Origin of the sequence: Luteibacter sp. ME-Dv--P-043b (assembly GCF_030209605.1) — a bacterium.
In the GTDB taxonomy this organism is placed as follows: domain Bacteria; phylum Pseudomonadota; class Gammaproteobacteria; order Xanthomonadales; family Rhodanobacteraceae; genus Luteibacter.
Window position 1 is genome coordinate 19,206 of record NZ_JARVRT010000042.1, and the last position, 25,969, is coordinate 45,174.

The following is a 25,969-nucleotide window of genomic DNA, read 5'->3' on the forward strand; positions in this document are numbered from 1 at the left end:
GCCGACGGGTTTACGCCTTGCGACGGCGCAGCGCATAGCCGATCGCCAGCAGCGCGAACCAGGCCGGGCTGGCGATCAGCGCCTGGCGGGTGTCGCTTTCCAGGGCCAGCAAGCCCAGCACGAAGGCGAAGAAGGCCAGGCACACCCAGCACATCACCACGCCACCGGGCATCTTGTACGACGACACGGCGTGCAGCTCCGGACGCTGGCGCCGGTAGGCGATGTACGCCGCCAGGATCAGCGACCACACGAACATGAAGAGGATGGCGGCCAGTGTCGTGACCAGCGTGAACGCGGTGACGAGGTTGGGTACCACGGCGATCAGCATGGCGCCGCCGAGCAGGCAGATGCACGAGAACAGCAGCCCGCGCGAGGGCACCGCGGCGCGGGACAGCCGGCGGAATGCGGACGGCGCGTGGCCTTCCTCGGCCAGGCCGAACAGCATGCGGCTGGTGGAGAAGATGCCGCTGTTGGCCGACGAGGTGGCCGAGGTGAGCACCACGAAGTTGATCAGGCTGGCCGCGGCGGGGATGCCGGCCAGCAGGAACAGCTCGACGAAGGGGCTCTTGCCCGGCACCACCTGGCGCCACGGCGTCACCGACATGATCACCACCAGCGACAGCACGTAGAACAGGATGATGCGCACGGGAATCGAGTTGATCGCCTTGGGCAGGTTGCGCTCCGGGTCGGCCGTCTCGGCGGCCGTGGTGCCCACCAGCTCGATGCCGACGAAGGCGAACACGGCGATCTGGAAGCCGGCGAAGAACCCACCGATGCCCATGGGGAAGAAGCCCCCGTCCGCCCACAGGTTGGACAGCGAGGCCACGTGCCCGTCGGGCGAGGTGAAGGCCCAGGCCATCATGCCGAAGCCGGTGACGATCAACGCGCAGATGGCCACGATCTTGATCAGCGCGAACCAGAATTCCAGCTCGCCGAACAGCTTCACCGTGGTGAGGTTGAGCACCAGCAGCAGTAGTACGCACAGCACCGCCGGCACCCACGGCGCCAGCCCGGGAAACCAGAACTGCGCGTACGAGGAGATGGCGATCACGTCCGCGATGGCGGTGATGATCCAGCAGAACCAGTAGGTCCACCCGCAATAGAAACCGGCCCAGGGCCCCAGCAGGTCGGTGCAGAAGTCGATGAACGACTTGTACTCGAGGTTGGACAGCAGCAGCTCGCCCATCGCCCGCATGACGAAGAACAGCATCACGCCGATGATCAGGTAAACGAACAGGATGGACGGCCCAGCCAGGCTGATCGTCTTGCCCGAGCCCATGAACAGCCCGGTGCCGATGGCCCCGCCGATGGCAATCAGCTGCAGGTGGCGGTTGGACAGGCTGCGCCTGAGGTGCTCGGGTGACGGCTCCTGCGGAAGGGACATCGGGGTGCTCGGGTCGGGACGAAGCGACGAACATACGGGGAACCGCCCGGGCCCGCAAACGCTTCCGTCCCGATGTCGGTCAGCGCGGCCGGGTGATGCTTTGCCCGCCGAACACCTGCGGCAGCACCTTCGGCAGGAAGCTGTGCGGGAAGACGGGAGCGATGGCGCTCGCTTCGTCCAGGCGTTGGACGTGCGCCTCGGAGAGGGTGACCTCCAGCGCCGCCAGGTTCTCCTCGAACTGGTCGGCCGTGCGCGCGCCGATGATCGGGATGACCGTGGGCATCTGCCGGGCCAGCAGCCATGCGATGGCCGTCTGCGCCACGGTGTGGCCCACATCCTCCGCAACCTCGCGCAGCACATCGACGATGTCGAGGTTGTGCTCGCTGAGCGCGCCCATGCCGGCGGCCACCGCCGCACGCGTCCCGTTCCACGGGTCGGCATCCTTGTGCCGGGCGATGTCCTCGCGGGTGTACTTGCCACTGAGTACGCCGCTGCCCAGCGGCGACCAGGCCAGCACGCCCAGGCCCAGTTCGTGTGCCATGGGCAGCAGGTCGTGCTCCACGGTCCGCTCGATCAGGCTGTGCTCGATCTGCAGGGCGACCAGCGGTGCCCAGCCGCGCAGGTCGGCCAGCGTCTGCATGCGTGCCACCTGCCAGGCGGGCGTATCGGAGATGCCGGCGTAGACGATCTTGCCCGCGCTGACCAGGTCGTCGAAGCCGCGCATCACCTCCTCGACCGGCGCCAGGCCATCCCACACATGCAGGTAGTAGAGATCGATGTAGTCGGTGCCCAGACGGCGCAGGCTGGCTTCCACGGCGCGCACCATGTTGCGCCGGTGGTTGCCGCCGGCATTGGGGTTGCCCGGTTCCGTCGCCAGCGAATACTTGGTGGCGACCACTGCGTTGTCGCGGCGCCCGGAGAGGAATTTACCCAGAAGGGTCTCCGACGTGCCGCCGGTATAGAAGTTGGCGGTGTCGATGAAGTTGCCGCCGCGCTCCATGTAGAGATCCAGCATGCGGCGGGATTCCGCTTCGGCGGCACCCCAGCCCCAGTCGTCGCCGAAGGTCATCGTGCCCAGCGACACCGGGCTGACGCGCAGGCCGGAGCGGCCGAGGGTGAGGTAGTCGTTCAGTCGCGTGCTCATCGTGCCGTCCTGTGGAGAGGAAACAGACCCGGACGATAGGCGTGTGGCTGGCGTGGATAAATCGGCCGGCGCGGCATAGGCTATGAAGCCCGGCTTCATAATGGCTGCGCGATGTCTTCCGAACTGCTGCCCGCCATCGCCGCCTTCGCGCGCGTCGCGCACCATGCCAGCTTCACCCGCGCGGCCGCCGAGCTGGGTGTGTCGCCCTCGGCCCTGTCGCAGACGGTGCGGGCCCTGGAAGGTCGCCTGGGCGTGCGCCTGCTCGACCGCACCACGCGGCGGGTCGGCATCACCGAGATCGGCCGGCGTTTCCTCGACGATGCGCAACCCGCGCTGGCGGCGCTGGCCCAGGCGGTCGAGTCGGTGAACGAATCGCGCGCATCGGCGGCCGGCCTGCTGCGGATCAACCTGCCGCGGGTGATCGCGGAAGTGATCGTGCTGCCGCACCTGGCGGACTTCGTCGTGGCCTATCCGGACGTGGTGGTGGACCTGCATTGCGACAACACTTTCGTCGACCTGGTGGACGGCGGCTTCGACGCCGGTTTCCGCATCGGCGAGAGCCTGGCGCAGGGCGTCGTGGCCGTGCCGGTGGGCGGACCCCAGCGCCTGGCCACCTTCGCCTCGCCCGGCTACGTGGCGCGGCACGGCACGCCGGTGGACCTGGCCGATTTTTCGGGGCATCGCTGCACCAGCATCCGCCTGGCCAACGACCGCAGCCTGATGCCGTGGGAGTTCCTGGACGATGGCCGCATCGTGGAGCGGGATACCCGCCCGGCCATGGTCAGCAACGACGGCGAGGTGCTGTTGAAGGCGGCGCTGGCCGGCGTGGGCATCGGATGCCACTTCGAGGCGCTCGTGCGCGACGACCTGGCCGCGGGTCGTCTGGTCCCGGTGCTGGAGGCGTTCTGGCCCACCTACGCGCCGTTCCATGTGTACTATCCCAGCCGCGTGCACATGCCTCGCAAGCTGCGCGTCTTCATCGACTTCTTTCGCGAGCGCCACGCGCCCGACGCCACCCGAGGATCCACCGTATGACCGCCGACTACCACCAGGCCCTGATCGGGGCGTACATCGACGCCTATAACCGTTTCGACGTCGAGGGCATGCTGGTGACGCTCACCGACGACGTGCGCTTCGAGCACCATGTGGCCGACCAGCTGGCGGTGGCCACGGACGGCAAGGCGGATTTCGAGAAACTGGCGCGGGTGGGGGCGGCGCTGTTCGCCTCGCGCAAGCAGACCCTGGTGGACCTGCGCGACGACGGCGATACGGTGGTCGCCACCATCGATTTCCACGGCGAGATCGCCGAGGACATCCCGGACGGTCCCGGCGCGGGCACCATCATCGAGATGCAGGGTACGTCGGAGTTCGTCTTCCGTGACAACCGGATCGCCCGGGTGATCGATCGCGGGTGATCGATCAGGCGGCCAGACGCTCGATGGCGGCCAGCAGGGATTTGCGGTCGTACGGCTTGGCCAGGTAGCCCATCGGCTCCTGCACCCAGGCGTGCTGTTCCTTCGCCTCGCCGGAGGTGACCAGAATCGGCATGTCGCTATGCCGGCGGGCCAGCTCCTGTCCCGTGACCGTGCCCGGCATGCGCACGTCGGTGAACAGAAGGTCGGCCTTGCGGGTTTCCAGCCAAGCCTCGGCTTCGTCGCCATTGCGCGCCGTGTGCACCTCGTAATCCCCCTCGAGGATCATCGCGGTCAGTTCGCGGATGGCGTCATCGTCCTCGACGAGCAGAACGACACGCTTGGGCTGTGATGTCATGGGGCAGGCACTTTTGAAGGAAGGAACGGCGAGGCAGATACCGGTTCTGGCGTGAATGCCTTGTCAACGTCAGGGGGTGCCCGGGTGCTATTCCATTGCGCCTTGTGCCCACGCATCATATAGCTTTACAGGGGGATCACCATGACCGCACTCAGCCAGCAGACCGTCGAAGCCATTCGTTCCAACGAGGTGAATATCCTCGCCAGCTGGAAGGTCAACCTGGACGCTAGTGGCGTGTCGCGCGATTCCCGCCTCAACCATCTCGAGTTCGACGCCCAGACGCGTGACTTCCTGCGCCTGCTGGTCAGCGGCGCCTATGTGGGCGACGCCACGCTGGCCAACCAGGAATGGTCGGAAACCCGGGTGTTCCTCGAGAAACTCTCGCGCAGCCGCGCCATGCAGGGTTTCGACTCGCAGAGCACGGCCAGCTTCATCTTCTCGCTCAAGCGTCCGCTGTTCGATCTGCTGCAGCGCGAGTACGCCACCGACCCGGCCGAGCTGGGCAACCAGCTTTGGGCTATTTCGGAGCTGATCGACGCGCTGGGCATGCACACCATCCGCGCCTTCCAGAAGTCGCGCGAGGACGTCATCGCCCGCCAACAGGAAGAACTGCTGGAGCTGTCCACTCCGGTGGTGAAGCTGTGGGACGGCGTGTTGGCGCTGCCCATGATCGGCACGCTGGATTCGCAGCGCACCCAGGTGGTCATGGAGTCGCTGCTGCAGCGCATCGTGGAAACCGGCTCGGAAATCGCCATCATCGACATCACCGGCGTGCCCACCGTGGATACGCTGGTGGCCCAGCACCTGCTCAAGACGGTCACCGCGATCCGCCTCATGGGTGCCGACGCCATCATCAGCGGCGTGCGCCCGCAGATCGCGCAGACCATCGTGCACCTGGGCCTGGACCTGCAGGGCATCGTGACCAAGGCCAACCTCGCCGACGCCCTTGCGCTCGCGTTGAAGCGCCAGGGCGTCACCGTCTCCAAGGCCGCCTGACGCCATGGACCGCATCCCTATCCTGCGCATGGGCGAGTTCCTCCTGGTCACCATCCAGGTGGACATGCACGACCAGTTGGCCCTCACGCTGCAGGACGATCTGGCCGAGCGCATCAGCGCCACGTCCGCCCGCGGCGTGCTGATCGACATCTCCGCGCTGGACATCGTGGATTCCTTCATCGGCCGCATGATCGGCACCATCTCCGGCCTGTCCAAGATCATGGACGCGGAAACCGTGCTGGTCGGCATGCAGCCGGCCGTCGCCATCACCCTCGTGGAACTGGGCCTCACGCTGCCCGGCGTGATCACCGCGCTGGACGTGGAGCGGGGCATGAAGCTGCTGCGCGAACGCGTGCAACGGCAATGACCATCCTCAAAAGCGGCTCCCAGGCGGTCGGCGTCGAGCAGGACGTGGTGCTCGCGCGCCAGACCACGCGCAAGCTGGCGGTGGAGTGCGGATTGCGCCTGGTCGACCAGACCAAGCTGATCACCGCGGCCAGCGAACTGGCGCGTAACACCGTCATCTATGGCGGGGGCGGCGACATGGACTGGGAAATCCTGCAGGAAGAAGGACGCAAGGGCCTGCGCCTGCTGTTCCGCGACGAGGGTCCCGGCATCCCCGACATGAAGCTGGCCATGACCGACGGCTGGACCTCCGGCGGTGGCCTAGGCCTGGGCCTCACCGGCGCCAAGCGCCTGGTCGACGAATTTTCCGTGGACAGCGCGCCGGGTGCCGGCACGCGCGTCATGATCTGCAAATGGACGTAACCCTCAGCGGCAGCCTGACGCGCGTCGTGCCCATCGAGGAAACCAGCCAGATCGGACATGCGCGGCGCGTGGCGCAGCAGGTGGCGGCCGAGGCCGGCTTCGATGCCACCGATGCGGGTCGCGTCGCCCTGGTCGCGACCGAACTGGCCACCAACGTGCTCAAGCATGCAAAGGGCGGCGAACTGCACATCGCCGCGCTGGACGGCATGGGCGCGCGCGGGGTGGAAGTGATCGCGGTGGATCGCGGCCCGGGTTTCAACCTGGTGGACTGCCTGCCCGACGGCTTCTCCACGGGCGGCACACGGGGCGAAGGCCTGGGCGCGGTCAAGCGCCAGTCCGATGTCATGGACATGTATGCCGACCCGCGCGGCGCGATCGTGCTCGCCCGCCTCTATCCCAAGGGCTTCGGCAAGGCGGATATCCGCTTCGGCGCCAGTCACCATGCCTTGCATAGCGAGGAGGTGTCCGGCGACGGCTGGGCGCTGGCGCTGGACGACCAGCGTATCGCCGCCATCGTGGTCGATGGCCTGGGCCATGGTGAGGCGGCACACGAGGCGGCACGGGTTGCCGTCGGGACATGGCTGGCCGAACCGATGGAGGACCCCGTCACCCTGATGGGCGCGCTGGCGCAGGCCATGCAGGGCGGACGCGGCGGCGCCGTGGCGCTGGCGCGTTTCGATGCGCGCACTGCCGGCCTGCGCTATGCCGGCATCGGCAACATCGCCGGCAGCGTGCACCTGCCCGAGGGTTCACGCGGGCTGGCCTCGCATCCGGGCATTGTCGGCGTGCAGACCCGCCGCGCGCAGGCGTTCGATTTTCCGCAGGTGGCCGGCCGGCTGCTGGTGATGCACAGCGACGGGCTGCAATCGCGCTGGTCGCTGAAGGATTATCCCGGGCTGGTGTCGCGCCATCCCGCGCTGGTGACGGCGCTGCTGCATCGTGACTTCTGCCGCGGGCGCGACGATGCCACGGTTTTTGCGATCCGACTGGAGGCCACGGCATGACCGATGCCGACGAGATCCAGCGCCTGCGTGCCGAGAACGAGGCCATGCGCACCGAGCTGGAAGAAACCAACCAGGGTGTGCTGGCGCTGTATGCGGAACTGGACAACCAGGCCGAGCAGTTGCGCGAGGCGTCCGAACTGAAGAGCCGGTTCCTGTCGTACATGAGCCACGAGTTCCGCACGCCGCTTGGCTCCATCCTCAGCATGACCCGCTTGCTGGACGACGAGCTGGACGGCCCGCTGACCGTGGAGCAGCACAAGCAACTGGCCTTCGTCAGCGGCGCCGCGCGCGAGCTGAGCGACATGGTGGACGACCTGCTGGACCTGGCCAAGATCGAGGCCGGCCGGATCAGCATCTCGGCGGGATGGTTCGAGCTGATGGACCTGTTCTCCGCGCTGCGCGGCATGTTCCGTCCCATCGTCGACAACACCGACGCGGACCTGATCTTCGAAGCCCCGCAGGGCATGCCCAAGCTGTACACCGACGACAAGAAGCTGGCGCAGATCCTGCGCAACTTCATCTCCAACGCGTTGAAGTTCACGCCGCGGGGCGAGGTGCGCGTGACCGCGCAGCTGGAGGGCGACGGCCTCGTGCGCTTCGCCGTGAGCGACACCGGCATCGGCATCCCGGCCGACCTGCAGCACATCCTGTTCGAGGACTTCACCCAGATCGATTCGCCGCTGCAGAAGCGCGTGCGCGGCAGTGGCCTGGGGCTGTCGTTGTGCCGCCAGTTCGCCCACCTGCTGGGCGGTGAAGTGGGCCTGGAAAGCACGCCGGGGGTAGGTTCCGTGTTCCATGTCACCTTGCCGCGCACGTTACCCGCGGAGGCTGTCGATGCCGCGGAATAACCGCATCCTGATCGTCGACGACAACGCCGCCACGCGCTACGCGATGCGGCGCACGATCGAGCGGCACGGCTACACGGTGATCGAGGCGGGCACCGGCACCGAAGGCCTGCAGATGATCGCGGCCAACGACATCGCCTGCCTGGTGCTGGACGTGAACCTGCCGGACATGAGCGGGTTCGATATCGTGCGCCAGCTGCGCGACGCACCGGAGACGCTGCTGCTGCCGGTGGTGCACGTCTCGGCGGCGTCGATCGAAACCGGCGACATGATCACCGGCCTGGAAAACGGCGCGGACGCCTACCTCGTGCACCCGGTGGATCCGGACGTGCTGGTGGCGACCATCCGCACGCTGGTGCGCGTGCGCGACACCGAGCTGGCGCTGCGCGAATCGGAAGCACGCTTCCGCGAGATATTCACCAGCATCGCGGCGCCCATTGCCGTCGTCGATGCGGGCCTTAACGTGGTGGAGGCCAACGAGGCCTTCCGCCGTCTGGTCCAGCCGGTCGGTGGCACGGAGCGGCTGGACGGCTGTTTCGAAGAGGGCCAGGACGAGCTGCTGGCGCAGATGCGCGTGCACGTGGCGGAGCGGCATCGCTGGCGCGGCGTGCTGTGCATGGCCTCGCGCACGGGCACCCGCGAGACCGAGTGGCGGCTGACGCCCCATCGCGACGGCACCGGCCTGGTTTTCGTCGACGACGTGACCGAGCAGCGCCGCCGCGAACGCGCGCAGCTGGAACAGATCGACACCGCCACCACGCAGCTGGCGCTGGAGATCGCGGAGCGCGAGCGCACGGAGTCACAGTTGCTGCAGGCGCAGAAGATGGACGCGCTGGGCAAGCTCACCGGCGGCATCGCGCACGACTTCAACAACCTGCTCACCAGCATCATCACCGGCATCGACCTGATCAACCGCCAGGTGGAAGCGGGCAAGCCGGAAAGCGTGCAGCGCTTTGCCGATGCGGCCCTGGGTTCCGCACGCCGTGCCGCCGCGCTCACCCATCGCCTGCTGGCCTTCGCCCGCCAGCAGCCGCTGAACACGCGCGCCACCGACGTCAACGAGCGCGTGCGTTCGCTGGAAGACATGCTGCGCCGGACCATCGGCGAGCACATCAGCCTCGACCTGTTCCTGTCCACCTCGCCCGTGATCGCCAGCGTGGATGCGAACCAGCTCGAGAACGCGGTGATCAACCTGGTCATCAATGCGCGCGATGCGATGCCGGGTGGCGGCGCCATCCGCGTGTCCACACGCCTGGCCCGCGTCGACGGGGACCCGCAGCTGGCCAGCGGCGAGTACGTGATGCTGACCGTATCCGACAACGGCTCGGGCATCGACCCGGCGATCCTGGATAAGGTGTTCGAGCCTTTCTTCACCACCAAGCCGGTGGGCCAGGGCACGGGGCTGGGCCTGTCGATGATCTACGGTTTCGCGCGCCAGTCCGGCGGCCATGCGCGCATCGCCAGCGTGGTGGGCGAGGGCACCGACGTGTCGCTGCTGCTGCCCGTGGGCGAGGGCGAGGCCATCGCGCCGGCACCGCGGCGCGGACCCATCGCCGGCGGCAACGGCGAGCATGTGCTGATCGTCGAGGACACCGAGACGTTGCGCATGATGACCGCGGAAGTGCTCACCGAGGCGGGTTACCACTGCATCGTGACCGAAGACACCGACGAGGCGTTGCGCACGCTGCGTGGCGACGACGACATCGACCTGCTGCTGACCGATATCGGCATGCCGGGCATGGACGGCCGTGAGCTGGCCGACGTGGCCCGCGCCTGGCGGCCCACGCTGCCAGTGCTGTTCATGACCGGCTACGCGGAAAGCGCCGTGCAGCGCACGGGTTTCCTCGGCCCGGGCATGGACATGATCACCAAGCCGTTCGAGATCGACGGGCTGCTGGAACGGGTTCGGCAGATGCTGGACTGAGCCCCCGACGGGGCCGGCTATCCGTGCGTTTCCTGCCATAAACCGGTGTCGGCGGGCGGCGGCATCGCCTATGATGCGCCCACGATCGACAGGCGTTTTTCAGGGGAACGGAATGTCGGAAGCACGAGGGGGATCGCTGCTGGGCGACCGTCGCTACGCGGCCGAGATGGATGCTTTGCAGCGGTTCGGCCGGATGGAGAAGGAGGCGCAGCTGGGCGACCCGGCGGCCCAGTTCCGTGTCGCGCAGGCGTACGTGGACGGCACGGCGCATGTCACGCCTGACGCACGCCGTGCCGCACAGTGGTTTCGCCGCGCGGCCGACCAGGGCCACCTGGACGCGCAGTGTCGCCTGGCCGCGCATTACGCCGACGGCCTGGGTGTGCCGCACGATCCGGCCGAAGCCGCAGGCTGGTACCGGCGCGCCGCGGAAGCCGGCTCGGCCGAAGCGCAGTGCGCCATGGGCTCGCTGCATGCGCGCGGGCAGGGCGTTGCCACCGATCGCGGGGAATCGCTGCGCTGGTGGGGGCTGGCCGCCGACCAGGGCCACGTGCAGGCCTGCGTGAACCTTGGCGTGTCGCACTATTTCGGTCGCGGCGTGCCCAGGGATGCGGAGCTGGCCTTCGCCTATTACAGCAAGGCGATCGACCGCGGCCAGAGTGACGCGCGCGGTTACGCGGACGCCCTATGCAGCGTGGCCCACATGCTTTGCGACGGCATCGGCGTGGCCTGCGATCCCGTCATGGGCGCACGCCATTACCGGCGCGCGGCGGAACTGGGCAACGCCAGCGCGCAGTTCGCGCTGGGCCGGATCTACCTGGAAACCAGCCACCTGGACACCGACCGCGACCAGGCGCGGCACTGGCTGGGCCGCGCCGCGGACCAGGGCGACAGCGAGGCACGGCGCCTGCTCGACGAGATGGACGCGGCCGAGCGGCAACGCGCCGCCGCGGCGGACGCCGGTGCGCCCCGGCCGGCCGTGGCGGGCGCGGCGCAGGATGCCGCCGCGCAGTTCGCGCTCGGCCAGCGACTGGCCGCCGGCGACGGCGTGGGGCGCAACGAGCCGGAGGCGGTGCGCTGGCTGGGGCTGGCCGCCGAGCGCGGCCACACGGGCGCGCAATACGCGCTGGCGCGGATGATCGACGGCGGCCGCGGCGTGCCGCGCGATGTGGACGCGATGCTGCGCTGGTATCGCCTGGCGGCGGGCGCCGGGCATGCCGACGCCCAGTTCGAACTGGGCTTGCTCCATGAGAACGGCGACGGCGTGCCGCCCAGCCTGGCCATTGCGCGGGCGTGGTACCGCAAGGCCGCTGCCCGCGGTCACCTGAAGGCCCTGCGCCGCCTGGAACGACGCGCGTGGTGGCGCTTCTGGTCGCCGTAAATTCCTGCGTGCATGACTTCCGGCGCTTCTCACCGCCCGCGCCGGGGGCCACCATCGGCGGATCGACCCGCCGGACGTTCCCGGCGGCGCGACGAACCAAGGGCCCTCCAGCAATGCGTACTCCTCTCGTCAGCGCGATCGCGTTCGCGCTCGCCGGTCTTTCCGCCGTGGCCGTGGCCGCCCCGGTCACCGAGGCCAGCCAGCTCGCCACCACCCAGTTGCCGCGCAGCGTGCGTCCGACGCACTACGACGTCGCGGTAGTGCCGCATGCCGATAAGCTGACCTTCGACGGCAAGGTGGCGATCGCCATCGACGTGCTGGAGCCCACCGCGTCCATCACGCTCAATGCCGTGGACATGACGTTCGCCCACGTGACGCTGCGGCCCGCGAAGGGCAAGGCAAGCTTCGCCGCGCCGAAGGTCGCCGTGGATGCGGGCACGCAGACCGCCACCTTCACCTTCGACCATGCCGTACCGGCCGGCAGCTACACGCTGTCGATGGATTACACCGGCAAGATCGGCACGCAGGCCAACGGCCTGTTCGCGATCGACTACGACACCAAGGCCGACGGCAAGAAGCGCGCGCTGTACACGCAGTTCGAGAATTCCGACGCCCGTCGCTTCATCCCCTCGTGGGACGAGCCGGCGTACAAGGCCACCTTCACGCTGTCCGCCACCGTGCCCTCGGCCGACATGGCCGTGAACAACATGCCCGCGGCGAGCAGCAAGGACCTGGGCAACGGCACCAAGACGGTGACCTTCGCGCAGACGCCGAAGATGTCCACCTACCTGCTGTTCTTCGGCCTGGGCGAATTCGATCGCGCCACCACGCAGAGCGACGGCGTGGAAATCGGCGTCATCACGCAGAAGGGCCTGACCTCGCAGGCGCAGTTCACCCTGGAGTCCGGCAAGGCCGTGCTGCAGGAATACAACGCGTACTTCGGCGTGCCGTACCCGCTGCCCAAGCTGGACAACATCGCCTCGCCGGGCCAGAGCCAGTTCTTCTCGGCGATGGAAAACTGGGGTGCGATCTACACCTTCGAATACGCGCTGCTGCTCGATCCGTCCATCTCCACGCAGTCGGACAAGCAGGAAGTGTTCAACACCGCCGCGCACGAGATGGCGCACCAGTGGTTCGGCGACCTGGTGACCATGCGCTGGTGGGACGACCTCTGGCTCAACGAAGGCTTCGCCTCGTGGCTGGCCTCGCGCACCACCGAGCGTCTGCACCCGGAATGGCACACCAACCTGGAGGCCGTGAGCATCCGCGAGGGCGCGATGGGTCGTGATGCCGTGGCCACCACGCACCCGGTGGTGCAGCACGTGGCCACGGTGGAGCAGGCCAGCCAGGCGTTCGATGCCATTACGTATGCCAAGGGTGAGTCGGTCATCCGCATGCTCGAGGCCTATGTCGGTCCGGATGCCTGGCAGAAGGGCGTGCAGGCGTATATCAAGGCGCACGCGTACGGCAACACCGTATCCGACGACCTGTGGAAGGAGATCGACGCCGCCGCCGGCAAGCCGGTCAGCACCATCGCCCACGACTTCACGTTGCAGCCGGGTATCCCGCTGGTGCGCGTAGAGTCCGCGTCGTGCGCTGGCGGCTCGACCACGCTGAAGCTCTCGCAGGGCGAGTTCACCCGTGATCGCCCGGACAAGAAGGCCCTGGCCTGGCACGTGCCGGTGATCGCGAAGACGGTCGGTGGCGCCAGCGCCACTGCGCTGATCGAGAACGGCTCGGCCACGATGACCGTGCCCGGCTGCGCCCCCGTGCTGCTCAACGCCGGCCAGACCGGTTACTTCCGCACGCTGTACCAGCCGGCGCAGATCAAGGCGCTGACCGGTGCCTACGCGAAGCTCGACCCGATCGACCAGCTCGGTGTTGCCGCCGACGTCTGGGCGCTGGGCATGGGTGGCCTGGAACCGGCGTCCGATGTGCTGGACTTCATCAAGGTCACGCCGCTGGATGCGTCGCCGGCCCTGTGGGACCAGATCAGCGGCGATTTCTACTCGCTGGATAGCTACTACGACGGCGACGCGAAGCGCCAGGCCGTACTGCGCAAGTACGCGCTGTCACGCCTGTCGCCGAAGTTCGCCCAGATCGGCTGGGATGCGAAGCCGGGCGAGGAAGCGCCGGTGGCGATCCTGCGTTCCTCGCTGATCGGCACGCTGGGTCACCTGGGCGACGCGAAGGTCATCGCCGAGGCGCGCCGTCGTTACGAGAGCAACCAGATGTCGCCGGAGCTGCGCACGGTGATCCTGGGCGTGGTGGCCGAGCACGCGGACAGCGCGACATGGGACAAGATGCATGCGGCGGCCAAGGCGGAGAAGACCCCGCTGGTGAAGGATCGCCTGTACGGCATGCTGGCCGCCAGCGAGGACAAGGCCCTGGCCCAGCGTGCGCTGGATCTGGCGCTCACCGGTGAGGCCGGTGCGACCAACAGCGCGCAGCTGATCTCCACGGTGGCCCGTCACCACCCGGAGCTGGCGTTCGACTTTGCGGTGGCCCACAAGGACCAGGTGGACAAGCTGGTCGATTCCACCTCGGCCTCGCGCTACTACCCGATGCTGGCCGGCCGTTCGAGCGAGGTGGCCACGATCGACAAGGTCAACGCCTTCGCCGAGAAGTACATCGCCGCCACGTCGCGTCGCGATGCGGAAACCGCCATCGCCGGCATCCGCTACCGCGCGATGGTGCGCGAGCAGCGCCTGCCGGCCGTGGATGCGTGGCTCAAGAAGAACGGCTGATCTTTGCCGTGAATTGAAAACCCGCTGGCCTTGCGGCCGGCGGGTTTTTTTTTGGCGTGCGTCGAGGCTCGCAAATGTAATGTAGGAGCGCACGCACGTGCGCGACATGTGTTGAAGCCGACCGTCCGATGTCACGCGCCAGCCCGATGGGTTTGGCGAAAACATGTCGCGCACATGCGTGCGCTCCTACACACCTGGCGCGAGGTTGGTGGGCTAAGCCGAACACGCCGCCATCAGCGCATCACGGAAACACGGCGCATCGACAAGCCGTGCGGCCAGCGTGCCCTTGAACGCATCGCCGGTGCCGCAGGTGGGCACGCGGTAGAGGTCGGCCTGGTCGCCGTAGCGGTCGCTGCCGTGGGAGACCAGGCAGCTCTTGTCCAGTGACACCACCACCGTGCCGGCGCACAGGCGGCGGGCGAGGGCGTTGATCGTGGTGTCGTCCATGCCGGTGACGGCGCTGGCGGTGATGTCGATGTTGAGGAAGCGGCCGCAGCAACGGGCGAACTCGTGCAGGCTGAGCAGCAGGACATCGGTGCTGGCGAACTCGCGTACGGACAGGCCGGGCGGCAGCGGGCCGGGATCGAGGATGCGGATGAGGCGGTGGGTGCCGGCCAGGTCGAGCGTGGCGGCGATGGTGTCGATGTTGGCTTCCGTCGAGGCCAGCAGGATCTTCGCGCTGGCGAACAGGTCGGCCTGGGCGGAGACGAAGGCGATCGACAGCTGGTCGTTGGCGCCCGAGGACAATGCCGAGAGCGTCTGGCCCTTGGCGTCGACGATGAGCGCGGTGCGGCCGGTGCGCACGCCGGTGGTGGATTGCCAGCGGGCATCGACCAAGGGCGGGACGCCCGAGGGATCGATCACGTCGTCGCCGATGGCGGCGATCAGGCCGGTGGCGACACCCGCCTGCGCGGCGGCGACGGCCTGGTGGAACGCCTTGCCGCCGGGGCGGCGTTCGAAGCGGTCGGCGTAGGCCGGTTCGCCATTACGGGGAAGGGCCGGCGTCTGCCAGCGTTCTTCCTCGCTATAGCCACCGACGACGAGCAGGCGTACGCCGGACACGCCTCAGAATCGCTCGAGCACGCCGGCGATGGTCGCCGTCATGAACGTGGCGATGGAGCCACCCAGCACCGCGCGCATGCCGAGGCGGGCGAGATCGCCGCGACGGTTGGGCGCTAGGCCGCCGATGCCGCCGATCTGGATGGCGATGGACGAGAAGTTGGCGAAACCGCACAGCGCATACGTGGCGATCAGGCGGCTTTCCGGCAGCAGCTCGGGCAGGTGCTTGGCCAGCGAGGCGTAGGCCACGAATTCGTTGATGACTACCTTCTGGCCGATGAAGCTGCCGACCAGGGTGGCATCCTGCCAGGGCACGCCGATCAGCCAGGCGATGGGCGAGAGCACCCAGCCGAAGATGGTCTCCAGGCTGAGCTTGACCTCGTGGCCGGTGGTGACCAGCAGCCAGGCGTTGATGCTGTGGTCGCCGCCGACGGTGCCCAGCCACTGCACGGGGCCGTTGACCAGGGCGATCAGCGCGATGAAGGCCAGCAGCATGGAGCCGACATTCATGGCCAGCTTCAGGCCGTCGCCGGCACCGGTGGCCGCCGCGTCGATGACGTTCGCGGTGGTCCGCTCCACGTCGATCTTGACGGTGCCGCGGGTAAGCGGCTCCTGCGTCTCGGGCACCAGGATCTTGGCCAGCACCATGGTGGCGGGCGCGGCCATGACGCTGGCGGTGAGCAGGTGCTTCGCATAGAACATGCGCTGCGCCGGGTCGTCACCGCCGAGCATGGCGACATAGGCGGCCATGACCGAGCCGGCGATATGCGCCATGCCGCCGATCATCACGGTCATCAGCTCGGCCTGGGTCATCCGCTCGATATACGGCTTGATGGTCAGCGGCGCTTCGGTCTGGCCGATGAACACGCTGGCGCACACGCTGGTGGTCTCCGCGCCGGACACGCGCATCACCTTGGTGATCACCCAGGCCATGGCCTTGACGATCTGCTGCATGACGCCGAGGTGGTACAGCACGCCGGTGAGGGCGGCGAAGAAGACGATGGTGGGCAGCACCTTGACCGCGAAGATCACGCCGAACTTGGAGCTGTCCAGCAGGCTGCCGAAGATGAAGCGCGAGCCGACGTCCACATAGTCCAGCAGGCGGACGAAGCCGGTGGCGATGGCGTCGAACACGTCGCGGCCCAGCGGCACCTTGAGCACGATGGCTGCGAAGGCGATCTGCAGGGCGACACCCGTGGCGACCAGTTTCCAGTCGACCACGCGCTTGTTGTTGGAGAAGCAGAACGCGATGCCGACCAGCACCGCCAACCCGAACAGGCCAAACAAAACGTGGCCAAGCAGACCCAGCATTGCGACTTACCCCTATGAAGGCCGGGGGTAGCCCCGTGACCGCTTTTAAAAACGCGAGGTTACGGGAGGTGGTCTCGTGGGGCAAGGCGCACTGCGAAATTCGGGTGAAGACGGGTAATCTTGGCCCCATGAACCTGTTCCTGACCCTCGCCCTCGTTCAGATCGTCGCGCTCGTCACGCCGGGCCCCGACTTCTTCTTCGTCTCCCAGCTGGCCGCCAGCCGCTCGCGCCGCGAGGCCCTGGCCGGTGTGGTCGGCATCGCCCTCGGCGTAGCGGTATGGGCCGCGCTGGCCTTGCTGGGCCTGCAGCTGCTGCTGCATCGCCTGGCCTGGCTGGAGCGGGGCATCGCCATCCTCGGCGGCGCCTACCTCTGCTGGATGGGCCTTCGCATGCTGCGCGCCGCGTGGCAAGCCCCGCCGAAGGCCGAAGCCGAGGCGGCGGCACCCGTGGTGGACGTGCGCGGTTCCAGCCCGGGTCGCGCCCTGGCACGGGGCCTGGCGACCAATCTCGCCAACCCCAAGGCCGCGGTGTATTTCGCCTCGATCTTCTCGGCCTTCGTGGGCGAGGGCACCGATGGCGCCACGCGCTGGGGGCTATGGGCCATGGTCACGGCGGAAACCGTGCTGTGGTTCGGGCTGGTCGCAGGTATCTTCGCCCTGCCGGCGATGCGCCGGGCCTACGTGCGCGCCGGCCGCTGGATCGACGGCGGCGCCGGGGCGGTGTTTACGTTGTTCGGGTTGCACCTGGTGTTTGCGCGGCGGTAGCTGCGTCTTACACCCCATCCACTTCCTTCCGCTTGAGGATGTAGCCAAGGCCGCCCTCGCGGAACCAGCGGTAGCCGTAGGGTTCCAGCAGGATGCGATGCATGCCGCGCGCATCGGGTTCGCTGTGGTCGTCGGAGAGTACGTTGGTCAGTTGCCCGTCCCGGGAGAACACGGCCTCGCAGGGTGCGTCGGACAGGTTGTGCAGGAACACGACGGCGTTGCCGCGCCAGGTGTAGCGGATCATCAGGATCGCATCGTCGTCCAGCGGTATAGCCTCGAAATCGCCCCAGGACACCTCCAGGATTTCCTTGCGCATGCGGATGACCCGCTCCATCCAGTTCAGCAGCGAATCCGGGTCCCGCCGCTGTTCGGCCACGTTGACATGGGGGTAGCCAAACGGGCCTTCCGCGATCACCTTGCCGACGGAGCGCTTCGCGTCGGTAAAGCCGCCCAGCCGTTCGGTCGACCACTGCATGGGCGTGCGCGCGCATTCGCGCTCGGGTAGCGACAGGTCGTCGCCCATGCCGATCTCGTCGCCGTAGCGGATCACCGGCGTGCCGGGCAGGGTGAGCATCAGCGAATAGGCCAACTCCAGGCGGCGGCGGTCGTTACGCAGCATCGGCGCCAGGCGCCGGCGGATGCCGCGGTCGTACAGCTGCATGTCCTTGTCCGGTCCGAACTCGGCAAACACCTTCGCCTGCTGCGCCTTGGTCAGGCGGCCCAGGTCGAGCTCGTCGTGGTTGCGCAGGAACAGTGCCCACTGCCCGGTGGCCGGACGCGGCTTGGTCTTCTCCAGCGCCTTGACCAGCGGGCGCACGTCCGCGGCGGCCAGCGCATAGAACAGGTTCTGGTTGACCTGGAAATTGAACATCATCTGCAGGCGATCGCCATCGTCGCCGAAGTACTGCATATCGTCCTTGGGCAGGATGTTGGCTTCCCCCAGGATGATCGCGTCACCCTTGCGCCACTGCAGCAGTTCGCGGAAGGAGCGCAGCATGTCGAACTGCTCCTTCGGCTTCTTCACGTCCGCGCCCTTGGTCGCGATGACGAAGGGCACGGCGTCCATGCGGAAACCGGACACGCCTAGCTGCGTCCAGAAGCCCATGATCTTCAGGATCTCGGCCTGCACGTAGGGGTTGGCGGTGTCCAGGTCGGGCTGGAAGTCGTAGAAGCGGTGGAAATACCACGCCTTGGCCTGCGCGTTGTGCGTCCACGTGCTCTTCTGCACGCCGGGGAACACCATGCCTTCATCGGCATTGGCCGGGCGCGTCTTCGACCACACGTACCAGTCGCGATACTTCGAGGAGGGGTCGCGGCAGGCCTCGCGGAACCAGGGGTGCTTGTCGGAGGTGTGGTTCACCACGAGGTCGATCAGCACGCGCATGCCGCGCTGGTGGGCGGCGTGGGTGAACTCGACGAAGTCGCCCAGCGTGCCGTAGCGCGGGTCCACGTTGTAGTAGTCGGCGATGTCGTAGCCGCCGTCGCGCAGGGGCGAGGTCTGGAAGGGCATCAGCCAGACAGCGGTGACGCCCAGGCCCTGCAGGTAATCCAGCCGCCGCGACAGGCCCTGGAAATCGCCGATGCCGTCGCCGTTGGAGTCCTGGAAACTGCCCACGGACAGGCAGTAGATCACGGCGTTCTTGTACCAGAGGTCGTTGATCATGACGGCGCTCGCGGCAGGCGGGGGTGGCGGGAGCGTAAGGGGCCGGGCGTGAAGGCATTACCTACACATCGGCCCCGGCACGCTTTGCCGCATGACGATGACAGCACGTAGCTGGTGGCGCGAGGGCGTCATCTACCAGGTCTACCCCCGCTCCTTCGCCGACGCGAACGGCGACGGTATCGGCGATCTCGAAGGGCTGCGCGGCAAGCTGCCCTACCTGGCCGACCTCGGCGTGGACGCGATCTGGATCTCGCCGACCTATCCCTCGCCGATGGCCGACTTTGGCTACGACGTCAGCGACTACCGCGGCGTCGATCCCCTGTTCGGTGACATCGCGCGGATGGATGCCGTGATCGCCGATGCGCATGCGTTGGGGCTGAAGATCATCCTGGATTTCGTGCCCAACCACAGCTCCGACGAGCACCCGTGGTTCCGTGAGAGCCGCCGTTCGCGCGACAGCGTGTTCCGCGACTGGTACATCTGGCGCGATCCTGCCCCCGGCGGCGGGCCGCCCAATAACTGGCTGTCCAACTTCGGCGGCAGTGCCTGGACGCTGGACGCGACCACCGGCCAGTATTACCTGCACCTGTTCCTGGACAAGCAACCCGACCTCAACTGGCGTCACCCCGCGCTGCGCGAGGCCATGTTCGAGTCGATGCGTTTCTGGCTGCGCCGGGGCGTGGACGGCTTCCGCGTGGACGTGCTGTACCACGTGATGAAGGACGCGCAGTTCCGCGACAACCCGCTCAATCCGGATTACCGCGAGGGCATCGATTCGGAGGCCAACCGTTTCCTGCCGACCCACATCGCCGACCTGCCGGAAACCATAGAGGTGGTAGCCGCGATGCGCGCGGTGGTCGACGAGTTTCCCGATCGCGTGTTGATCGGTGAGCTTTACCTGCCACTGGAGCGCATCGTCGCCTATTACGGCGACCGCCTGCAGGGCGCCAATCTGCCGTTCAACTTCCTGCTGATCGGCGCCCCCTGGAACGCGCGTGACATCGCCTCGCTGGTCGAGCGGTACGAGGCGGCACTGCCGCCGGGCGGCTGGCCCAACTGGGTGCTGGGCAACCACGATAAGCCTCGCATTGCCTCGCGCGTGGGCGACGCGCAGGCCCGCATTGCGGCGATGCTGCTGCTGACCCTGCGGGGTACGCCGACGCTGTATTACGGCGACGAGATCGGCATGCGCGACGTGGCCATCCCGCGTGCGGAAGTGCGCGATCCGTTCGAACTCAACGAGCCGGACAAGGGCCTGGGCCGTGACCCGCAGCGCACACCGATGCGCTGGACTGGTGCACCGGGCGCCGGCTTCACCGATGGTGTGCCGTGGCTGCGCCTGGGCGACGACGTGGCGGCCCGTAACGTGGCGACGGAGTCCGCCGATCCTGCGTCGATCTGGTCGTTGTATCGCTCGTTGCTGTGGATGCGCCGGGCGTCGCGGGCGCTGAGCGCAGGCAACGTGCGTATCCTCGGCGCCAGTGATGCGGTACTGGCGTATGAGCGCGTCGAGGGTGATGAACGTCTCGTGGTCGTACTCAATTTCACCGATGCACCGGCGGAATTGCCGATCGACGAGCCGGTCGGACCGTGCGTGCTTTCCACGCGGGGGGATATCCGGCGCGGTGCGCTGCAGGCATCCGAGGGGCGGATCTACCTGGGGTGAGCGAACTCGCCGTTGCAGTTTGTGTTGTAGACCACTTGAGGTTGCCAGTCGGCGTGGTCTTTGGCGGGCCGCAGCAACGACCTATTGATCCATAGGTGTAGGGTATTGCTGGGCTCCGTCCATTTCAATGCGGCCTCAGATTCTGAATCCGGCATATCGTAGACAGTCTGGCGAGTGTAAGTCACGTCTACGGCCCCATCGGGTAGGTCGTACACTCGATCCAGATCGACGCGATAGGTTTGGGTCGAATGCGGGGCAAGCGTTTGGAAAGATGCCGCATCTGCGACGGGTTTGCCCATATTGATTCGGTGCTCGGAAACCTTGCCCTGGGCGTCACGAATGCAGAAGACGTTGAAAAAATAACTATGTCGGAGAGTGGACCAAGGCGCGAGGTAAAGCGGCTTGGCGCCATCGTTGCGCATGGTTACTTCAATCACGCCGCGTTCCGCATCAATGGGATTCGCCGGTTTCGCGAGAGTCACAACGAGACCGTCATCGGCGCGCACGGTCAGGGGCATCAGCAACGCGAACATCATCAGATACTTCATGGGGTCCATCCCTCTCGTGCCATGGCTTAGGTCGACCAGCGAAGGATACCTGCGATGACGACCAGCAGCACGGCTACCATGACGATGTGGCGCAAGTAAGCCCCGCCGGACACGCCGCCATCGTAATTGGCATCGTCAAAATCACCCTTGGCGTCACGGGGGCGACGCACGAAGGGGAGGCGTAAGCGGCGTTTGCGGACCATGACCTCATATTAGCGTTCGAGGGTAAAGCTGGCGTCAGGATGCGGACCATGACCTCGCTCAGGGCCCGGCCTTGATCCGCGACGTACTCGCGAGCTCTTGAAGGATCTCTGGTCCGCGCACGTCGATGTGGTCCAGGTTGTTGGCATAGAAACGAACGAACGGTTTCTCGGCGTCCTTGGGCATCCACGGTTTCGCCCACACGAACACCACGCAGTAGCCGCCGGATTCGGCGATCAGCTTGTCCAGCCGGGCGCGCAGCAGCTTGCGCACGGGGTAAGCGTCGATATCTTTCGCGGTGAGGGTGATGGTCGGGCGCAGTTCGTCATCGCCGTGGCGGAACGGGCGCGAGAACTTCAGGTAATACCCGCCCTCCTTCGTGGCGCGCAGGGAGGCCGCACCCCACCATACCGCCCGGGTGCCGGTCAGGTCGGCCACTTTCTGCCGGAAGACGTTGCGGAATAGGGCTTCGTAGGTGGTGGTCTCACCACCGATCTCCACCTGGGCCTCGGCGAGGTCGTGGTCACGGCGGTGTTCGAGGAATTTCTGCACCAGTGACGAGAGGCGGTAGTAGTGGCTGGGCCGTCGAATGGCTCCGGCGGCCGTGACGCGGCGGGGGCGGGTGGCGGCGGGATTGCCGGGCGTCGGCGGGCTTTGGTCGGGTGGTGTGCCCGGACCCGGCGGGATGGCCGCCGAGTTGCTCACGGCCGGCAACGCGCGGAAATGATCGGCGGGGCGCTCGGCCTCGAACACGTCGGGTTGCTTGTCCTTCCTGGCCTCGCCGGTGGCGTGCACCACCTCGCAGGTGTCGGCGTGGTCGTCGATCCGGCGGGAGCGGAAATACGGGCGGATACGCAGGTTCTGCTCGGGTTTCTCCAGGCAGGCGCAGATCAGCTGGGCGGTGCACCCCTGGCCGATGCAGTAGAAGACGGGTGCCTCGCCCAGCACGTCGGCCCAGTACAACTCGTACGCGCGCTCCGCGGTCAGCGGCTCGCTTCGGGTGGGCGTGATCGCTTCTTCGATCGACACGAGGGAAAGGCGTCCGATATGCCAGGTGGCCCACTTTACCGTCCCGCCACCACGTGGTGTAAACACCGGCGGCCCTACGGTGGCCACTCCCCCTTTTCGATACAGGAGATTCGCCGTGGCGAAGGTGCTCGTTCTTTATTACTCGGCCTATGGCCATATCGAAACCATGGCGCAGGCCGTGGCGGAAGGCGCCCGCGAGGCGGGTGCCCAGGTCGACATCAAGCGCGTGCCGGAGACGGTGCCGGACGACGTGGCGCGCAGTTCGCATTTCAAGCTGGACCAGGCGGCGCCGATCGCCCGGGTGGACGAGCTGGAGTCCTACGACGCGATCATCCTGGGCACGGGCACCCGCTACGGCCGGCTAAGCGCCCAGATGGCCACCTTCCTCGACCAGACCGGCTCGCTGTGGTCGCGCGGTGCCCTCAACGGCAAGGTGGGCGGCGCGTTCGTCTCGACGGCCTCGCAGCACGGTGGGCAGGAGACCACCCTGTTCTCCCTGATCACCAACCTGCTACACCTCGGCCTGATCCCGGTCGGCCTGCCGTACAGCTTCCAGGGCCAGTTGAAGCTGGACGAGGTGACCGGCGGCAGCCCGTACGGCGCTACCACGATCGCGGCCAGCGACGGGTCGCGTCAGCCCAGCGAGAACGAACTGGCCGGTGCCCGTTTCCAGGGCAAGCATATTGCCGAGATCGCGACGAAACTGTTCGGCTGACGCGCAACAAATGCCATGGGGCTTTGCTACGCTCGGCCCCATGACACTCATCCTTTTCCTGATCCTCCTGGCCATCGCCTTGCTGTCGATGCGCCTGCGCCGCCGTCTCGCCGGCCGCGTGCTGATGGTGCTGGCCGTCGGCTGGCTGTTCTTCGCCGGCTGCGGCCCGCTGACCGGCCTTCTGCTGTCCAACCTGCAGGCGGGCTATGCGCCTGACGTGGCCCAGTGGGGGCAGCGCAACGCCATCGTCCTGCTCGGTGCCGGTACGGTGCGTAGCGGGGCGGGATCCATCGAACCCAGTCTCTACGCCAACGGCCGCATCCTTCGTGCCGCCGAGCTTTATCGTGCGTGCAAGGCCACCGGTGCCGACTGCAAGGTGGAGGTGAGTGGGGGAGATGCAGCGCGCCTGAAGCAGGCCGAGGCCGATGTGTATGCGATCAGCCTCGATCGGCTGGGTGTGCCGCGCGTGGACCTGTTGCTGGAATCGCGCAGCATGAACACCTTCGAGAACGCGCAGTTCAGCAAGCCGCTGCTGATGTCCTACGGTGCGGACAAGGTGGTGCTGGTGTCCTCGGCGGTGCACCTGCGCCGGGCGATGATCTACTTCGACCACTTCGGCATACACGGCGAGCCGGTGCGCGGCGATTACGTCACGGCCCGCTACGACTGGCTGCCCACCTCGGAAAACCTCTCGTTTGCCGATTTCGCCATCCATGAATACGTGGGTGTGTGGCGCTACGATTTCTACAACCTGATGGGCTGGAACGGCCCGAAGCTTCCTGAAGGAAGCGCAACGCCGCCCACGAACACATAACATCCGGCCACTTAAGCTATCGCCACGTCCACCACGGACCTATCCCTGAAGGAGTTGCCCGTGAAGTCTCGTTATATCCTTGCCGCGCTGCTGGCTACCGCTACCCTCGCGCCGGTGGCATCGTTTGCCCAGCAGGCCGCCCCGGCCCCGGCCGCCGCCAATCCGGCATCGCAGATTCCCGCGTCCGACAAGCAGGCCATCCAGAACTTCAACCTCACCGACGACGTGTTCAACCGCATCGTCAAGGTGTCGCAGGAAGCCAAGGCGCAGGGCATCAAGCCCAAGGACGCCAAGACCGATTTCTCGAAGATCCACTCGCTGGACGACCTGGCCAAGCAGGTCACGGATTCCGATCCGCGCATCGCGCCGCTGATCAAGAAGTACGGCTTCACGCCGCGCGAGTTCCTGCTCGCCAACCTCGCCGTCACCAATGCGGCCATCGCCTCGGAAGCGAAGGGCAACCCGCAGATGGCCGCTTACGTCGACCAGTCCAAGGTCAACCAGAAGAACGTGGCCTTCTACGAAGCGCACAAGGGCCAGATCAACGCGCTGATGAACGAAGAGCCCGATCCGGCCGCCAAGTAAAGCAAAAAGGCCGTGTAGGAGCCCACGATGTGGGCGATGCTCGTCCCCCCGCGTCGACGATGATGAAAGCCATCACCGACGCGGGAATGGCTACCGGGATCGCCTACACCGCAATCGCCCACATCGTGGGCTCCTACGACGGCAGGTTGCGGCGACAAAAAAAAACGGGCCCAGTGGGCCCGTTTTTTTTACCGATCAATGGACGATCAGTTCGTGCCGTGCAGGGCGTGCTTGAGGTCGCGCATCTGGTCGTGGCCGGTCTTGACCGACACATAGGCCTGCTCGATCACGGCGCGGCTGGAGGCCGAGACTTCGGTGTCCTTCAGCGCGTCTTCGTACTTGTGCTTGATGTGGTCTTCGCCACGCTCGACTTCGTCGACGATCGCGGTGTCGTCCTTCGAGCTCATCTTCGCGCGTAGCTCGACGAACATGCGGTGCGCCTTGGCAAGGATGGTGCCGTCGTCTTCCGGGTTGCCACCCAGTGCACGGACCTGTGCCTGCAGGGCCTGCGCGGCCTGGCGACGCTCGCCGGCGCGCTGCTGGAAGGTCGAGGCGTAACGGGTGTTCTCGGCATCCTTCGCGGCTTCGCCGTAGCCCTCGGCGCTGTCGATGGTGGTCTCGATGAGGCTGTTGAGAACCTTGATATCGTGGTCGTTGCTGGTCATGGTCGGGCTCCAGGGATGACTCGGATCGAGTCGTTTAAAGGAGCCCAAGCATCGCGGTCACGGGGTGCATGAATCCGTGAAAGCCGCGTCTCATCCATGAACACACCGGGGCCCCGTTCATGTAACGCGGGTGCATACTTCGCATCGCGAACATGTATCGAGGAACGTCCATGGCATCGAATCGTCGCGCGCTGGTCACCGGCGCATCCGCCGGCATCGGCGAGGCGTTCGCCCGCGAACTGGCCCGTCGCGGCCACGACCTGGTGCTCACCGCACGCCGGGCCGACCGCCTGGAAAAGCTCGCTGCCGAATTGCGCCACCGGCACGGCATCGAAGCGATCGTGGCCCCGCTGGACCTGGCCCGTCCCGACGGTCCGGAGGCACTCGTCGCGGCCCTGGAGGCCCAAGGCCTGGCGATCGACGTACTGGTCAACAACGCCGGCTACGGCGTCAGCGGGTATTTCCACGAGCAGCCCTGGTCCGCGCATGCCGACTTCATCCAGGTGCTGATGACCGCCCCGACGGAACTGGCCTGGCGCCTGTTGCCGTCCATGCAGGCGCGTGGCTATGGCCGGATCGTCAACATCGCCTCGCTGGCGGGCCACCTGCCCGGCTCGGCGGGGCACACGCTGTATGCGGCGTCCAAGGCCTATCTGATCAAGCTGTCGCAGTCGCTGGCGCTCGAGGGCAAGGGCACCGGTGTCCATACCACGGCGGTGTGCCCGGGCTTTACCTATTCGGAGTTCCACGACGTGACCGGATCGCGCGAGCTGGTCTCGAAGATGCCGCGTTGGTTGTGGATGGACGCCGCCACGGTGGCGCGACAGGGCCTGGACGCGGCCGACGCCGGCAAGGCCGTCTACGTCAACGGCCGGGTCAACACGGCGATCAAGTCCCTGTTCAAGCTGCTGCCCGATGCGCTGGCGCTGGCCATGATCGAACGGCAGGGTCGGCGCTTCCGGGTGGGGCGTCGTCCGCACCCGTGACCA

General features: G+C 67.0%; 26 protein-coding genes. 16 read left to right on the forward strand and 10 right to left on the reverse strand.

Annotation, left to right across the window (positions count from 1 at the left end; translation table 11 throughout):
- Positions 1–10: 10 nt before the first annotated feature.
- Both cycA and QRN34_RS17900 read right to left on the reverse strand, forming a co-directional pair.
- On the reverse strand, positions 11–1,384 hold the full coding sequence (gene cycA / locus QRN34_RS17895; protein WP_285406614.1) for a D-serine/D-alanine/glycine transporter: 1,374 nt from the start codon (positions 1,382–1,384) through the stop codon (positions 11–13).
- A 79-nt stretch (positions 1,385–1,463) separates the two neighbouring features.
- Positions 1,464–2,528 (reverse strand): aldo/keto reductase, encoded by a 1,065-nt coding sequence (locus tag QRN34_RS17900; RefSeq protein ID WP_285406615.1) that lies wholly within the window; start codon positions 2,526–2,528, stop codon positions 1,464–1,466.
- A 111-nt stretch (positions 2,529–2,639) separates the two neighbouring features.
- Here QRN34_RS17900 and QRN34_RS17905 point away from each other — a divergent pair, with 111 nt between their 5' ends.
- Positions 2,640–3,563 carry a LysR family transcriptional regulator gene (locus tag QRN34_RS17905; RefSeq protein ID WP_285406617.1) on the forward strand — a complete coding sequence of 308 codons (924 nt, stop codon included), beginning with the start codon at positions 2,640–2,642 and terminating at the stop codon, positions 3,561–3,563.
- Positions 3,560–3,943 (forward strand): nuclear transport factor 2 family protein, encoded by a 384-nt coding sequence (locus tag QRN34_RS17910; protein ID WP_036139697.1) that lies wholly within the window; start codon positions 3,560–3,562, stop codon positions 3,941–3,943. The genes QRN34_RS17905 and QRN34_RS17910 overlap by 4 nt, the downstream gene beginning before the upstream one ends.
- Before the next feature lie 4 nt (positions 3,944–3,947).
- Here the strand turns inward: QRN34_RS17910 and QRN34_RS17915 are convergent, their stop codons facing one another.
- Positions 3,948–4,298, reverse strand: coding sequence for a response regulator (locus QRN34_RS17915; protein WP_036139699.1), 351 nt, complete (start codon positions 4,296–4,298; stop codon positions 3,948–3,950).
- Positions 4,299–4,439: 141 nt separating this feature from the next.
- Here QRN34_RS17915 and QRN34_RS17920 point away from each other — a divergent pair, with 141 nt between their 5' ends.
- The 8 genes from QRN34_RS17920 (at position 4,440) to QRN34_RS17955 (ending at position 13,960) form a co-directional block, all read left to right on the forward strand.
- Positions 4,440–5,294 (forward strand): STAS domain-containing protein, encoded by an 855-nt coding sequence (locus QRN34_RS17920; protein WP_036139701.1) that lies wholly within the window; start codon positions 4,440–4,442, stop codon positions 5,292–5,294.
- 4 nt (positions 5,295–5,298) lie between these two features.
- Positions 5,299–5,661, forward strand: coding sequence for an STAS domain-containing protein (locus QRN34_RS17925; protein ID WP_036139705.1), 363 nt, complete (start codon positions 5,299–5,301; stop codon positions 5,659–5,661).
- On the forward strand, positions 5,658–6,062 hold the full coding sequence (locus QRN34_RS17930; protein ID WP_285406620.1) for an anti-sigma regulatory factor: 405 nt from the start codon (positions 5,658–5,660) through the stop codon (positions 6,060–6,062). Before QRN34_RS17925 ends, QRN34_RS17930 begins: the two co-directional genes overlap by 4 nt.
- Complete coding sequence (locus tag QRN34_RS17935; protein WP_285406621.1) at positions 6,053–7,066, forward strand: ATP-binding protein; 1,014 nt, start codon at positions 6,053–6,055, stop codon at positions 7,064–7,066. The genes QRN34_RS17930 and QRN34_RS17935 overlap by 10 nt, the downstream gene beginning before the upstream one ends.
- Entirely contained in the window at positions 7,063–7,914 is an 852-nt protein-coding gene (locus tag QRN34_RS17940; RefSeq protein WP_285406622.1) for an ATP-binding protein, read from the forward strand. The genes QRN34_RS17935 and QRN34_RS17940 overlap by 4 nt, the downstream gene beginning before the upstream one ends.
- Positions 7,901–9,835 carry a response regulator gene (locus QRN34_RS17945; RefSeq protein WP_285406624.1) on the forward strand — a complete coding sequence of 645 codons (1,935 nt, stop codon included), beginning with the start codon at positions 7,901–7,903 and terminating at the stop codon, positions 9,833–9,835. The genes QRN34_RS17940 and QRN34_RS17945 overlap by 14 nt, the downstream gene beginning before the upstream one ends.
- Before the next feature lie 112 nt (positions 9,836–9,947).
- Positions 9,948–11,213, forward strand: a complete 1,266-nt coding sequence (locus QRN34_RS17950; RefSeq protein WP_285406625.1) for an SEL1-like repeat protein — start codon at positions 9,948–9,950, stop codon at positions 11,211–11,213.
- 113 nt (positions 11,214–11,326) lie between these two features.
- The gene (locus tag QRN34_RS17955; protein ID WP_285406626.1) at positions 11,327–13,960 is read left to right on the forward strand and encodes a M1 family metallopeptidase; all 2,634 of its coding nucleotides are present in this window, start codon (positions 11,327–11,329) and stop codon (positions 13,958–13,960) included.
- Positions 13,961–14,173: 213 nt separating this feature from the next.
- Here the strand turns inward: QRN34_RS17955 and QRN34_RS17960 are convergent, their stop codons facing one another.
- Both QRN34_RS17960 and QRN34_RS17965 read right to left on the reverse strand, forming a co-directional pair.
- On the reverse strand, positions 14,174–15,022 hold the full coding sequence (locus QRN34_RS17960) for a PfkB family carbohydrate kinase (RefSeq protein ID WP_285406627.1): 849 nt from the start codon (positions 15,020–15,022) through the stop codon (positions 14,174–14,176).
- 3 nt (positions 15,023–15,025) lie between these two features.
- Positions 15,026–16,330: a nucleoside transporter C-terminal domain-containing protein gene (locus QRN34_RS17965; protein WP_285406629.1), complete on the reverse strand. Its 1,305-nt coding sequence runs from the start codon at positions 16,328–16,330 to the stop codon at positions 15,026–15,028.
- A 128-nt stretch (positions 16,331–16,458) separates the two neighbouring features.
- Here QRN34_RS17965 and QRN34_RS17970 point away from each other — a divergent pair, with 128 nt between their 5' ends.
- A complete protein-coding gene (locus QRN34_RS17970) occupies positions 16,459–17,094 on the forward strand; it encodes a LysE family transporter (RefSeq protein WP_285406631.1) in 636 nt (211 codons plus the stop codon).
- Positions 17,095–17,101: 7 nt separating this feature from the next.
- Here QRN34_RS17970 and QRN34_RS17975 read toward each other — a convergent pair whose 3' ends face one another.
- Positions 17,102–18,757 carry an alpha-amylase family protein gene (locus QRN34_RS17975; protein ID WP_036139734.1) on the reverse strand — a complete coding sequence of 552 codons (1,656 nt, stop codon included), beginning with the start codon at positions 18,755–18,757 and terminating at the stop codon, positions 17,102–17,104.
- Between the two features lie 91 nt (positions 18,758–18,848).
- Between QRN34_RS17975 and QRN34_RS17980 the strand changes: the two genes are divergently transcribed.
- Positions 18,849–20,423 carry an alpha-amylase family glycosyl hydrolase gene (locus QRN34_RS17980; RefSeq protein WP_285406633.1) on the forward strand — a complete coding sequence of 525 codons (1,575 nt, stop codon included), beginning with the start codon at positions 18,849–18,851 and terminating at the stop codon, positions 20,421–20,423.
- Here QRN34_RS17980 and QRN34_RS17985 read toward each other — a convergent pair.
- Genes QRN34_RS17985 through QRN34_RS17995 form a run of 3 tightly spaced genes read right to left on the reverse strand, consistent with a single transcriptional unit; the run spans position 20,411 to position 22,201 of the window.
- Positions 20,411–20,971, reverse strand: a complete 561-nt coding sequence (locus tag QRN34_RS17985; protein WP_285406635.1) for a hypothetical protein — start codon at positions 20,969–20,971, stop codon at positions 20,411–20,413. The genes QRN34_RS17980 and QRN34_RS17985 overlap by 13 nt on opposite strands.
- A 26-nt stretch (positions 20,972–20,997) precedes the next feature.
- The gene (locus QRN34_RS17990) at positions 20,998–21,174 is read right to left on the reverse strand and encodes a hypothetical protein (protein ID WP_285406637.1); all 177 of its coding nucleotides are present in this window, start codon (positions 21,172–21,174) and stop codon (positions 20,998–21,000) included.
- Positions 21,175–21,232: 58 nt separating this feature from the next.
- A complete protein-coding gene (locus tag QRN34_RS17995; protein ID WP_285406638.1) occupies positions 21,233–22,201 on the reverse strand; it encodes a hypothetical protein in 969 nt (322 codons plus the stop codon).
- A 115-nt stretch (positions 22,202–22,316) separates the two neighbouring features.
- Here QRN34_RS17995 and wrbA point away from each other — a divergent pair, with 115 nt between their 5' ends.
- From wrbA to QRN34_RS18010, 3 genes are read left to right on the forward strand one after another with little or no spacing between them, the layout of a single operon-like run.
- Complete coding sequence (wrbA, locus tag QRN34_RS18000) at positions 22,317–22,916, forward strand: NAD(P)H:quinone oxidoreductase (RefSeq protein WP_285406639.1); 600 nt, start codon at positions 22,317–22,319, stop codon at positions 22,914–22,916.
- A gap of 40 nt (positions 22,917–22,956) precedes the next feature.
- Positions 22,957–23,730, forward strand: a complete 774-nt coding sequence (locus QRN34_RS18005) for a YdcF family protein (RefSeq protein ID WP_285406641.1) — start codon at positions 22,957–22,959, stop codon at positions 23,728–23,730.
- Positions 23,731–23,790: 60 nt separating this feature from the next.
- Complete coding sequence (locus tag QRN34_RS18010) at positions 23,791–24,315, forward strand: hypothetical protein (protein WP_285406643.1); 525 nt, start codon at positions 23,791–23,793, stop codon at positions 24,313–24,315.
- A 206-nt stretch (positions 24,316–24,521) separates the two neighbouring features.
- On the opposite strand, the gene QRN34_RS18015 is transcribed toward QRN34_RS18010, so the two are convergent.
- Positions 24,522–24,980: a PA2169 family four-helix-bundle protein gene (locus QRN34_RS18015; protein WP_285406645.1), complete on the reverse strand. Its 459-nt coding sequence runs from the start codon at positions 24,978–24,980 to the stop codon at positions 24,522–24,524.
- A 170-nt stretch (positions 24,981–25,150) separates the two neighbouring features.
- On the opposite strand from QRN34_RS18015, the gene QRN34_RS18020 reads away from it, so the two are divergent.
- Positions 25,151–25,966: an SDR family oxidoreductase gene (locus tag QRN34_RS18020; protein WP_285406647.1), complete on the forward strand. Its 816-nt coding sequence runs from the start codon at positions 25,151–25,153 to the stop codon at positions 25,964–25,966.
- Positions 25,967–25,969 lie beyond the last annotated feature (3 nt).